This is a genomic window from Gordonia otitidis NBRC 100426 (assembly GCF_000248075.1).
GTDB classification, from domain to species: domain Bacteria; phylum Actinomycetota; class Actinomycetes; order Mycobacteriales; family Mycobacteriaceae; genus Gordonia; species Gordonia otitidis.
In genome coordinates this window covers 1-12719 of sequence record NZ_BAFB01000234.1, presented here as the reverse complement: position 1 = coordinate 12719, position 12719 = coordinate 1, and the positions used below count along the sequence as shown (strand labels likewise).

At 66.2% G+C, this 12719-nt stretch carries 9 protein-coding genes; 6 read left to right on the top strand and 3 right to left on the bottom strand.

Features of this window, described 5'->3' with window-relative positions:
• On the bottom strand, nt 1-752 hold a 752-nt coding region (locus GOOTI_RS22295), incomplete at its 3' end, for an SDR family NAD(P)-dependent oxidoreductase (protein WP_007240862.1).
• Nucleotides 753-828: 76 nt separating this feature from the next.
• On the opposite strand from GOOTI_RS22295, the gene GOOTI_RS22290 reads away from it, so the two are divergent.
• On the top strand, nt 829-2319 hold the full coding sequence (locus GOOTI_RS22290) for a flavin-containing monooxygenase (protein ID WP_039994572.1): 1491 nt from the start codon (nt 829-831) through the stop codon (nt 2317-2319).
• Here GOOTI_RS22290 and cobG read toward each other — a convergent pair.
• Entirely contained in the window at nt 2306-3583 is a 1278-nt protein-coding gene (gene cobG, locus GOOTI_RS22285) for a precorrin-3B synthase (RefSeq protein WP_373279043.1), read from the bottom strand. The genes GOOTI_RS22290 and cobG overlap by 14 nt on opposite strands.
• A 231-nt stretch (nt 3584-3814) precedes the next feature.
• On the opposite strand from cobG, the gene cobN reads away from it, so the two are divergent.
• From cobN to GOOTI_RS22260, 5 genes are all read left to right on the top strand, one after another.
• Nucleotides 3815-7444, top strand: a complete 3630-nt coding sequence (gene cobN, locus GOOTI_RS22280) for a cobaltochelatase subunit CobN (RefSeq protein WP_007240859.1) — start codon at nt 3815-3817, stop codon at nt 7442-7444.
• 107 nt (nt 7445-7551) lie between these two features.
• Nucleotides 7552-8064 carry an FxsA family protein gene (locus GOOTI_RS22275; protein WP_039994575.1) on the top strand — a complete coding sequence of 171 codons (513 nt, stop codon included), beginning with the start codon at nt 7552-7554 and terminating at the stop codon, nt 8062-8064.
• Nucleotides 8065-8101: 37 nt separating this feature from the next.
• Nucleotides 8102-9727 carry an amidohydrolase gene (locus GOOTI_RS22270; RefSeq protein WP_007240857.1) on the top strand — a complete coding sequence of 542 codons (1626 nt, stop codon included), beginning with the start codon at nt 8102-8104 and terminating at the stop codon, nt 9725-9727.
• A gap of 216 nt (nt 9728-9943) precedes the next feature.
• Nucleotides 9944-11518: an apolipoprotein N-acyltransferase gene (gene lnt / locus GOOTI_RS22265; RefSeq protein ID WP_233425558.1), complete on the top strand. Its 1575-nt coding sequence runs from the start codon at nt 9944-9946 to the stop codon at nt 11516-11518.
• A complete protein-coding gene (locus tag GOOTI_RS22260) occupies nt 11502-12308 on the top strand; it encodes a polyprenol monophosphomannose synthase (protein ID WP_227920618.1) in 807 nt (268 codons plus the stop codon). Before lnt ends, GOOTI_RS22260 begins: the two co-directional genes overlap by 17 nt.
• Nucleotides 12309-12431: 123 nt before the next feature.
• Here the strand turns inward: GOOTI_RS22260 and GOOTI_RS22255 are convergent.
• On the bottom strand, nt 12432-12719 hold a 288-nt coding region (locus tag GOOTI_RS22255; protein WP_007240854.1), incomplete at its 5' end, for an RNA polymerase-binding protein RbpA.

Here is a 12719-nt window from a genome sequence, read left to right as displayed (position 1 = left end):
ACCACTTTGTCACTACCCGACAGGCGCGCCAACCGAGCCGCCGTGTCCGGTGCCAACGCCCCCATGAAGGTCGCGGCCCGCAATCCCCATGGCGCGACAGTGATTTCTGCCCGATTTCGCTCGATGGCGTTGACGGTTGCTCGCGCCACTTGAGCCGATGTCCGTGTACCGAGCCGCGGCAATCGCACCTCGGAGTCGGCGATCATCCCTGCATCACGAACCGGTCCGGGAAAAATAGACGACACACCGATTCCGTAGGGCCGCAGATCTTCTCGTAGTCCGAGAGCGAAGCCCCGGATTCCGAACTTCGTTCCGTTGTACAGGGCGGTCTTGGCGGATGCCGACTTCCCTGAGAGGGAGGACATGAACACGAGCTGACCCTGGTTGCGTGGGATCATCTGTTCTGCAACCAGTTTCGCCAGAATGATAGGTGCGCGCAGGTTGACGGCGAGTGCCCTGTCGATGTCGCCGATCGAATAGTCGGTGACTTCACCCGACGCAGGCAGACCGGCGTTGGCGACCAGGATATCGACGCGCCCAGCCGCGGCCACGAGGCGTTGCGGTCCGTCAGCTTCGGCGAGATCGACCGCAATTGCAGTGCCGCACAACCTGTTCGCCAGTACCTCGACCGTCTCTACGCGCCGCCCACTCAATATCAGTCGAGCTCCGCGGGCCGCGAGAGATTCGGCGAGAGCGTGACCGATGCCGCCACTGGCACCGGTCAGAAGAACACGTGCTCCGGAAATGTCCATGTCGACGACGATAGGCCAGAATCACCGCCGAAGGACCCATGACGTGGTGATGTTTCATGGGGTAGCGTTGTCCACCATGACCGCACCGCAACATGACGTCATCATCGTCGGCGCGGGTTTCGGGGGAATCGGTTCGGCAATTCAATTCACACGACTCGGATTCGAGAACATCCTGATCCTCGACCGCGAGGACGATCTCGGCGGGACATGGCATGTGAATCGTTACCCTGGACTCGCAGTCGACGTTCCGTCGCCGACGTTCTCCTTCTGGTTCGAGCCGAACCCGAACTGGTCCAAGCTCTATGCGCCGGGTTCCGAGCTGAAGCAGTATGCGCTCGACGTGGCCGACAAGTACGACATCCGGCGGTTCATGCGTTTCAACACCACAGTCGAGGGCGCGACATGGGACGAGGATGCGTCGATGTGGCAAGTGACACTTGCCGACGGCGAGACACTCACCACGCGCTTCCTGATGTGCGCCACAGGCTTTCTGTCGCAACCGGCCGCGCCCGACATCCCCGGCCTCGAAGATTTCGAAGGACACATCGTGCACACCGCACGGTGGGATGACGAGTACGACTTCACGGGTAAGCGTGCGGCGATGATCGGCACTGGTTCGACGGCGGTGCAGGTGATCCCCGAACTAGCCCCGGTGATCGGTGACCTCACGGTCTATCAACGGACTCCCATGTGGGTGATGCCGAAACTCGATCTACCGATCCCCGCAGCAATGCGTGAGGTATTCCGTCGCGTGCCCGCTACTCAACGTGCAGTTCGCTGGGTCACCGACGTGACCCAGGAGATCCTCATGCTGATCGCCATGTGGAAGTACCGTCGGTTCCGTGCCCTCAACGACAGCGCCAAGAAGCTGGCCGCCCTGTTCCGCTTCGCCCAGGTGCGCGACCGGGGGATCCGGCAGGCACTGACACCGTCTTATGACTACGGCTGTAAACGTCCGACGGTCTCCAACGACTACTACCGCGCATTCGGCCGGGACAACGTTCACCTGGAGACTGCCGGAATCGATCACATCGAGCGCGACGGGATCGTCACGCGCGACGGTCGCAAGACACCGGTCGACGTGCTGCTCCTCGCTACCGGTTACGACGTATGGGAGAAGAATCTGCCGGCGATCGAGGTGATCGGACGAGAGGGTCGCAACCTCGGTAAGTGGTGGCGCGACACGGCATTTCAGGCATACGAGGGTGTATCCATGCCGTACTTCCCCAACTTCCTCAACTCTGCCGGCCCGTACTCCTGGGTCGGGTTGTCGTGGTTCACCACGGTCGAGTGTCAGATGCGGCACATCTCACGTCTGTTCGGCGAGGTGTCGCGACGCGGCGCGCGAACGTTCGAGGTGACAGAGTCGGCCAACTCGCGCTTCTACGACGAGATGACGACGAGAATCGCCGATTCGGTGTTCGCGCTCGGCAACTGCGCGTCGTCGAGGTCCTACTGGTTCAACAGCAAAGGCGAGACACCATTGTTCCGTCCGACGTCGGTGCGCGAGGCGGTCACGGCACAGGACACGTTCGCGTTGTCCGACTACACCTTCACCGACGGGTAGCCCGATACCCCGATTCGGTGGCCTCGACTCGACGGTGCGGCTGCGGCGGTGATCCGCATCCGCGGTCGCACCCCACCCAGTGTTCGCGTTCTGCGACCGGACCGCCCGACTCCACCCGCGCCACGGCATCGACTCGAACGGGGGCCTGGCCGTGAGCGCAACCCGGCGCCCCGGCACACGCGCTCACCTGTGTCCACGGTGACGAGGCGTCGAAGATGAGTCCCATCGGCGCGAGCACGCGGACCACGGTCTCGGCGACACCTTCACCGAGATCGCAGATGAGGATCTCACGATCGGGGGTGAACACGACCGGAGCCCCCACCGCCGCGATGAACTCGGCGAGCCGGGCGGGTAGCCGTCCGAGTTCGACGACGGCTCCGAGCAACACGTTCCCATCGGACTGATCGAACCAACCCACCCGGGGAGCAGCGGCCTCGATGGCCACCCTGTCGTCGGCGAGCACTCCTTCTGCGTGCCCATCCTGTGCGTGCCCATCCTGTGCGTGTGCCTCGTCAAGCCGCCGTCGACTACGTTCGATCAGCGCGGAGCGCTCGCGCGGCGCCAGATCCGACACACGCCAGGCGCCGGGCGCGATGTCGAGCAGATCGTGTGCCACCGCGAGCAGCGCACCGATGACATCGACCGGGCTCCCGACGGAACCGACATCCTCGCCGTCGATGAGGATGTCGACCGTGACCGAACCGTCTGCTGCCGAGCGCGCATACGCGCAGACGTCGCAGTTGCCGCGCGCGATGTCGGCGTGACCGTCGTCGAGACCGAACAGAAAACGCCCGGAGAGGGCGGAGAGCTCGGCGTCGTCACGCAGTGCCTCGTCGAGCCGACGGACCACCGGCCGGAGGTCCAGCAGCCCGCCCACCCTGCCGGTGAACGGGCTGACCTCGATGTTGCGAACCTTCTCGTGGGTGGTGCTCGGTACCAGTCCGGCGTCGACGAGTTCGCTCGCGACGGCGTCGACGTCGGTGATTCCGCGCAGTTGCACATTGGCTCGCGCTGTCAGATCGATGAACCCGTCGCCGTGGTCCGCCGACACCCGCGCGAGCGTCGCGAGTTGCTCCGGGGTGATCGCCCCACCGAGCAACCGGATCCGTGCCAGTGCACCGTCGGCGGCAGCATGCGGGGCGAACACTCCGGGACAACGATCGGAGGTCGAGCGCGCAGGCGTCGACCCCGCCCGATCAGCGGAGACATCAGCTCCGGCACCACCGGGTATGGCGCAACTCGAAGGGGCGTCGGGGTCGGTCACACCATCCAGGGTAGGTGTCGAGCCGGTGCGCGGACGGCTCGGTAGACGTGCGGGGCTGTCGCCCGTCGTGCTGCACTAGGCTGAGCTGCACGAGGTGCGTGGAAGCCGGTGAGATTCCGGCGCGGTCGCGCCACTGTGACGCGAGAGTCCGCAACTCCTGCGAAGCCAGACCTGCCACCTCGGACCTGTCCCGTCTGCCTCCGCGCGAGCACTGAGGCCTGAGGAGTTTCGATGATCCTGCTGCTGTCCACGTCGGACACCGACCTCATCACCGCCGACGCCTGCGAGGCGCACTATCGCGTTGCCAATCCGTCCCGGGTACTCCTCGACGACGTTCCCGGAATGGTCGCCGATGCAGATCTCACCGTCGTCCGGATTCTCGGCGGGCGCCGCGCGTGGGAGGAGGGGCTCGACGCCGTCCTCGCGGTGGGCAAGCCCGTCGTCGTGCTCTCCGGAGAGCAGCAGCCAGATCCCGACCTGATGGCGTTGTCGACGGTGCCCGCGGGCGTGGCCGCCGACGCTCACAACTATCTCGCGTTCGGCGGCGTGCCCAACCTCACCAATCTGCACCACTTCCTCTCGGACACGGTATTGCTGACCGGCCACGGGTTCGAACCGCCCGTGCAGACCCCGGGGTGGGGAATCCTCGAACGCGAACCGACGTCTGCGGTTCCCGAAACTGCGCCGGTGATCGGTGTGCTCTACTACCGGGCTCAGCACCTGGCGGGCAACACACGCTACGTCGACGCGCTGTGCGCCGCCATCGAGGACCGCGGCGCACGGGCGCTCCCGATCTTCTGCGCGTCGCTGCGCACGGCACCCGACGATCTCGTCGAACTGCTGGCCACCGCGGACGCGCTTGTGGTCACCGTTCTCGCAGCCGGTGGGGCCACGCCGGCCACCGCCTCAGCGGGTGGAGATGACGAGGCGTGGAACATCGAGCGCCTGGCCGCGCTCGATGTCCCCATCCTGCAGGGACTGTGCCTCACCGGACCCCGTGCCGATTGGGACGCCAACGACGACGGACTCTCGCCACTCGACGTCGCGACCCAGGTGGCCGTCCCGGAGTTCGACGGTCGGATCATCACCGTCCCGTTCTCGTTCAAGGAGTTCGACGACAACGGGCTGCCCTGGTATCAACCCGACACCGAGCGCTGTGCCCGCGTCGCGGGAATCGCTGTGTCGCACGCCCGATTACGTCATATTCACCCCGCCGATCGTCGAGTGGCCCTCATGCTGTCGGCATATCCGACGAAGCACGCGCGGATCGGCAATGCCGTCGGCCTCGACACCCCTCGGAGCTTGGTGCGACTGTTGCATGCACTGCGCGCCGCAGGCTACGACATCGGCGCCGAATCGGGTCCCGAAGCCATTCCCGGACTGGCAGAAGATGATTCGGACGCATTGATCCACGCCGTCATCGACCGTGGTGGTCAGGACGCCGATTGGCTCACCGAAGAGTCGTTGGCAGCCAACCCGATACGGGTGTCCGCCGCCGACTACGTACAGTGGTTCGCCACGTTGCCCGACGAATTGCGCGGAGCAGTCGAGCAACACTGGGGTCCCGCTCCCGGCGACCTGTTCGTCGACCGGTCGGTGCACAAGGATGGCGAGATCGTCGTGGCTGCACTGACATTCGGCAACGTCGCCATCATGGTCCAGCCGCCCCGGGGATTCGGGGAGAACCCCGTCGCGATCTACCACGATCCTGACCTTCCGCCATCGCACCACTATCTGGCGTCGTATCGGTGGCTCGCAGGACGGCCGGGAGACGTGCACGACATCCCCGGTTTCGGTGCCGATGCGATCGTGCACATCGGCAAGCATGGCAATCTCGAGTGGCTACCTGGAAAGACCTTGGGAATGTCGGCGCAGTGCGGCACCGACGCCGCGCTCGGCGACGTCCCGCTCATCTATCCCTTCCTTGTCAACGACCCCGGTGAGGGCACCCAGGCCAAACGTCGGGCGCACGCCGTACTGGTCGACCACCTGATCCCCCCGATGGCGAGGGCGGAGTCCTACGGCGACATCGCACGTCTCGAGCAGCTCCTCGACGAGCACGCCAACATCTCCACACTCGATCCGGCGAAACTGCCCGCCATCCGGCAGCAGATCTGGACACTGCTGACCGCGGCAAAGATGGATCACGACCTGGGATTGACCGAGCGACCGGACGAGGAGGTCTTCGACGACATGCTGCTGCACGTCGACGGCTGGCTGTGCGAGATCAAAGACGTCCAGATCCGCGACGGACTGCATGTTCTCGGCGAGCCCCCGGTCGACGATGCCGAAGTCGACCTCGTCCTCGCGATGCTGCGAGCGCGCCAGTTGTGGGGCGGCGCCGAGGCTCTGCCAGGCCTCCGCGAAGCACTGGGACTCGACGAGGGGGCGGACTCGGCGCGCACCGACGTCGACAGCGTCGAAGCGACCGCGCGTGATCTCGTAGCGGTCTGTGCGAAGGGGGACTGGTCGTCGACTGCCGTCGACAACGCCGCCGCCGGGCATCCGACGGCCGTCGGGGACGTGCTGCGTTTCGCCGCCACCGAGGTCGTCCCGCGATTGCGACAGACCTCCGGAGAGATCCCCCGTGTTCTGCATGCCCTCGACGGCGGATTCATTCCCGCGGGGCCGAGCGGTTCGCCCCTACGTGGCCTGATCAACGTGCTGCCCACCGGTCGCAATTTCTATTCGGTCGATCCCAAGGCGGTCCCGTCCCGGCTGGCCTGGGAGACGGGGCGTGCGATGGCCGACAGTCTCCTCGAGCGTTATCTCACCGACCACGGTGAGTACCCGGCGTCCGTTGGGCTGTCGGCGTGGGGGACCAGCGCGATGCGCACCTCGGGGGACGACGTCGCCGAGATCCTCGCGTTGCTCGGGGTGATGCCAGTCTGGGACGAGGCCTCGCGCCGGGTCCGGGGACTCGAACTGATCGACCTCGACGAGCTCGGTCGACCCCGTATCGACGTAACGGTCCGGATCTCCGGCTTCTTCCGTGACGCGTTTCCCCACGTCGTCACGATGCTCGACGACGCGGTCGGACTCGCGGCGTCGGCCGACGAACCGGACGAGCAGAACTTCGTCGCGGCGCATGCGCGCGCGGCACTGGCCGACCACGGTGATCGACGCCGCGCCACGACCCGGATCTTCGGCTCCAAACCCGGTACCTACGGGGCCGGACTGCTGCAGCTGATCGACTCCCGCGACTGGCGCAGCGACGAAGACCTCGCGCGTGTCTACACCGAGTGGGGCGGCTACGCCTACGGCCGCGAACTCGACGGTGTAGCAGCCGTCGACGACATGCGTTCGGCGTACCGCAGGATCAAGGTCGCAGCGAAGAACACCGATACCCGTGAGCACGACATCGCCGACTCGGACGACTATTTCCAATACCACGGCGGCATGGTTGCGACGGTTCGTGCATTGACCGGTCAGTCCCCGGAGGCCTACATCGGTGACTCGACGCGCCCCGACGCCGTCCGCACACGCACCCTCTCCGAAGAGACGAGTCGGGTTTTCCGCGCGCGGGTGGTCAACCCACGCTGGATCACCGCGATGCAGCGCCACGGCTACAAGGGCGCCTTCGAGATGGCAGCCACCGTCGACTATCTGTTCGGATACGACGCGACCACGGGCGTGGTCGCCGACTGGATGTACGAGAAGCTCACCGAGGCCTACGTGCTCGACGAGCGCAATCAGGAGTTCATGAACCAGTCGAATCCGTGGGCTCTGCACGGTATCGCCGAGCGCCTGCTCGAAGCCGTCGACCGCGAGCTGTGGGAGGCCCCGCCCGCTGAGATGCTCGCACAGCTGCGGTCGGTCTACCTACAGGCCGAGGGCGAGATCGAGGGGCGGGCCGAGTAGGCCGGGAGCAAAATCGGACGTTCGTTCGTTGACACGGAGGAATGGCACAGTTCCGGGGCGGTGGTGGGCCACATGACACGCCCGCACCGGACCAGAAAGGCACCGCAATGCGCTTCCCGTACTTCCTCGTCTACCTGGTGATCGAGATCGCCGTGTTCGTGGCCATGGTGATGACCCTGGGCTTCGCGTGGGCGATCCTGATCACCCTCCTGGCCTCCTTCGTCGGATTTCTGATCCTGCGCTGGCAGGGCCGAAAGGTGCTCGGTGAACTCCGCCGGGCCTCGCGCAACGAGGTCGACGCCCGGACTCCGCTCGCCGATACCGCCGTGGTCGGGGCCTCGTCGATCCTGCTGATCCTGCCCGGGCTGGTCTCCACCGTGGTCGGCACGATCGCACTGTTGCCGCCGACGCGCCGTGTCCTGCGGCCACTGTTGGCGGCACTGGGCGCGCGCACGATGATGTCGGCGATGGATCGCGCAGGTGTCTACGGTGCCGCCGGAGTGAGGCGCGGGACAGTGATCGACGGAACCGTCGTCGACGATCCCACCTATTCCGCGGAGAGTTCCGACGCGGCAACCGGCTGGTCGGCCGATCGGCCTCAGCTCCCCCGGGGGCACTGACACATCGATACCCCCGCAGGGGGCACACTGGACAATCGTGGCAACCGAACTGCTCCTGGGTGGAGCCGTCTATTCCTCTGCAACCCCGGACGCGACCGCACTCGCTGTCACCGACGGCGTGGTGACCTGGGTGGGCGCGGACGCGGTGGGACGAGCCCTCCATCCCGACGCCGACATCACCGATCTCGAGGGCCGCTTCGTCGCCCCCGCTTTCGTCGATGCGCACGTACATCTGACATCCACCGGCCTCGCACTCACCGGACTGACCCTCAACGACGCCGTCTCACGCACGGACTGCCTGCTCAGAATCGCCGAGAACGTCGCCACGCTGGGGGAGGGCGAGCTCATCTGGGGTTGTGGCTGGGACAACTCGACGTGGTCGGGCGCCGAGGAATCCGACGGCCGCTTTCCGACGACAGCCGAGCTCGACGAAGTCGTCGGCAACCGCCCCGTCTACCTCGCCCGAGTCGACGAGCACTCGGCCGTCGCATCCACTGCGCTGCGGCGACTGGTCGTCGGGTTGGCGGAAGCACAGGGCTACCACCCGGATGAACCTCTGGTCGCCGAAGCCCACCACATGGTGCGCGCAGCGGCGAGAGCGCTGGTGAGTGCTCGGTCACGCACACTGGCACAGCGACGCGCACTCGATGCGGCCGCGGAAGTGGGTGTCGTGGCCATTCACGAGAACGGCGGACCCGACATCAGTGGTCTCGACGACTTCCTCGCCATCGCCGACCTCGAGCATCCGGTCGAGGTCAGACGGTATTGGGGACAGGCGGCGCAGAACGCCGAGCACGCACGCGAACTCGTGGCGATCACCGGGGCCGACGCACTCGCGGGAGACCTCTTCGTCGACGGCGCGATCGGCTCGCGCACGGCGTGGCTGCGCGAGCCCTACCACGACGCACCGGAGGCGACGGGCATCAACTACGTCTCTCCGGAAAGCGTCCTCGACCATCTCCGGGCGTGCACCGAAGCCGGCCTGCAGGCCGGCTTCCACGTGATCGGCGACGCGGCCACAGCGGCGGTGGTGAGTGCACTCGACGCCCTGGCCGCAGAACTCGGAACACCGGCGATCGCATCACGCGCGCATCGAATCGAGCACGCCGAGATGGTCGACGCCGCGCAGGCGCAGACGCTCGCGGCGTGCGGCGTCGTCGCCAGTATGCAACCGCAATTCGACGCCACGTGGGGAGCGCCAGGCGATCTCTACGACCAGCGACTCGGCGACGAGCGCGCGGCGCGACTCAACGATTTCGCCACACTCGCGAAAGCAGGTGTCGCGCTCTCGTTTTCGTCGGACTCGCCGGTCACACCCATCGATCCGTGGGCGACTGTTCGTGCCGCGGTCCACCACAATCACCCGCGTAATGCCATCTCGGCGCGCGGTGCCTTCGCTGCCTCGACACGCGGCGGGTGGCGTGCGGGAGGAGTCAACGACGGTCTGACGGGCACGCTGTCCGTCGGCGCCCCCGCGAGTTTCGCGATCTGGGAGGCCGAGGAACTCGTCGTGGCGGGCTCACACGAGAGCGTGCAGCGCTGGTCGCTCGACCCGCGCTCCCGTGTGCCCGCCCTTCCCGATGTGTCGCCGGGCCGACCGCTGCCGCGATGTGTCCGGACGGTCCATCGTGGACGGGACATCTACCGCGCCGAGAGCAACTGATCTGTGAGTGACACGGTGAACGACAGCGACACGGCCGACAACGCCGACAAGAGGGGAGACGCCGGCCGAAGCCCCGTCGCCGTCGACGAGTCGACGACGACCCTCGACGCACCGTCGGACGGCCCCCACTCCGATCGTCGGTGGTCGACGGTGACCGGCAGCCGATGGTTGCCGCTGCTGTTGCGTGCGGGACTCGCACTCCTCGCGGGCGTCGCCATGTGGTCGGCCTTTCCACCACGTAACTGGTGGTTCATGGCGGTCATCTCCATGGGCATGTTGTTTCTCGCACTGGCCGGGCCGATCCGGGCCCGGGCGGGAGCTCTCATCGGCTTCGTGTTCGGACTTGCCTTCTTCATCCCATTGCTGCCCTGGATCGGCGTGTACGTCGGTCCGCTCCCGTGGATCGCGCTGTCGATCGTGCTCGCGGTCTACTCGGCGCTCTTCGGGGTCTGCGCGGTCCTGACCATGAGACTGCCGTGCCCACCGGTGTGGTTTGCGTTGTCGTGGGTCACTCTCGAAGCGCTGCGCTCGTCATTCCCGTTCGGCGGATTTCCCTGGGGAAGGGCAGCTTTCAGCCAGGTAGACGGACCGCTGCTCCCGCTGGCATCCGTACTCGGTGCGCCAGGGGTGTCGGCTGCGATCGCATTGCTGGGCGGGGCGGTGGCGTGGTTGGTCGTCGTTCTCGGCTCCCGGGTGATATGCGGTGACACCGGGTCGGTGGCACGTCCCGCGGCCATTGCGGTGGTGTTGGCACTCGTCGGCCCGATAGCCGCGATCGCACTGACACCCGACACACTCGACCGTAACGTCGCCTCGTCATCGGTACAGGTTGCGGCCATTCAGGGGAACGTGCCGCGACTCGGCCTCGATTTCAACGCACAGCGCAGGGCGGTCCTCGACAACCATGTCCGCGAGACGATGCGTCTCGCCGATGCGGTGCGCGCGGGTAGTGCAGAACAACCCGACGTGGTCGCCTGGCCGGAGAACGCCTCGGACATCTCGCCGCTGACCAATGCCGACGCCGCACAGGAGATCACCGACGCGTCGATCTCGGTCGGCGCGCCCATACTGGTCGGGACGCTCATGATGAACTCCGACGGGCGACCGACCAACACGGTCCTGGTCTGGGATGGCGCGCACGGGCCGGTTGCCCGCTACGACAAGCACATTGTGCAGCCATTCGGCGAGTACCTGCCGTGGCGCCCGTTCTTCAGCATGTTCTCGTCGTACGCGTCGATGGCGGGCAACTTTCGTCCGGGGACCGGGTCCTCGGTCGTCCGAGTCCCGGGACGCTCCGGCGAGGTGACCGTCGGTGTGTCGACCTGTTGGGAGATCGCATTCGACCGATCCGCGAAGGCTGCGGTCGACGACGGCGCCCGGATTCTGTACGTACCGACCAACAACGCCACCTTCGGCAAGACGGACATGACGTACCAGCAGCTGGCCATGTCGCAGTTTCGCGCCGTCGAGCACGGTCGGGCTGTGGTCGTCGCCGCCACCAGCGGTGTGAGCGCGATCATCGAACCCGACGGCTCGATCAGTCGTGAATCGGGCGTGTTCACCCCTGCGGTGCTGGCAGATCGCTTACCGTTGCACTCGGCCAAGACCGTGGCGACCGTTCTCGGTGCGTGGCCACGGTGGATCATCGTCGTGGTGACGGTGGGCGGGCTTTTGGTCGTTCTGGCGCGTCGTTATAGGTTCACTCTCGGGCCTCGCGGGGCCGGCGTCGGTGCAACACCGGCCGCGAAGGGCGATGCAAGGGAGTCGGAGGAGCGTGGTGACAACGGGTAGCGAGCGTGCGACCAGTGAAGACGAGGGTCGGATCGTCGCATCGGACGGATCACGTTCCCTTGTCGTCATCCCCACGTTCAACGAGCGCGAGAACCTGCCGAGGATTGTCACGCGGGTACAGGCGGCCATGCCGGGCGCTCACATCCTGATCGTCGACGATTCGAGTCCCGACGGTACCGGCGACGTGGCCGACGACCTCGCGGCCGCTGATGACCGACGTCGAATTCACGTGATGCACCGCGTGGAGAAGGACGGGCTGGGCAAGGCCTACCTGTCCGGCTTTGCGTGGGGGCTCGAGCGCGATTACGCCGTCATCGTCGAGATGGACGCAGACGGCAGCCATGCGCCTGAGCAGTTGTACCGCTTGTTCGATGCGGTGAACGACGGCGCCGACCTCGCCATCGGATCGCGGTATGTGGCCGGCGGCAAACTGGTGAACTGGCCCAAGTACCGCGAGGTGTTGTCCAGGGGCGCGAACACGTACGCGCGCGTGGCGCTGGGAACGAATGTTCATGACATCACCGCGGGCTATCGGGCGTACCGCCGTGTCGTCCTCGAGACCATCGAGCTCGACACCGTCGAGTCAGCGGGATACTGCTTCCAGATCGATCTGGCGTGGCGCACGATCCAGGCCGGATACGACGTCCGCGAAGTGCCGATCACCTTCACCGAGCGCGAGGTCGGGACGTCGAAGATGAGCGGCGGCGTGATGGCTGAAGCGTTCGTCAGCGTCGCACGCTGGGGCGTCGAGAGCCGTCTGCACAAGAAGGGCGTGCACGCGCGGGACTGATCGACGACACCTATGGTGTGACGACAGCAGCAGACCTTGTACACAGCACTCAGCCGGGTGGAGTCCGAGGACTCCACCCGGCTGAGTGGTTCATGCTGTGGTCTATATCAGTGCATCGACCGGTCAGTTAGTGACGCCGCGGCGACGCTGCTTGAGAAGATCGAGGCGCTCGTTGAGCAGTACCTCCAACTCCTCTTCGCTACGACGCTCGAGCAGCATGTCCCAGTGGGTGCGCGGGGGCTTGACCTTCTTCTCTTCGGGCTCGGCACCCTCGAGGATCGTGCCCTCCATGCCGTTCTTGCACGGCCACTTCGACGGGACCTCGGCGTCGTCGGCGAACGGAACGTCGAAGATCTCCCCGTTGTCGGTTCGGTACTGGACGATTCGTCGCGGTGCGAGATCGTGGTCACG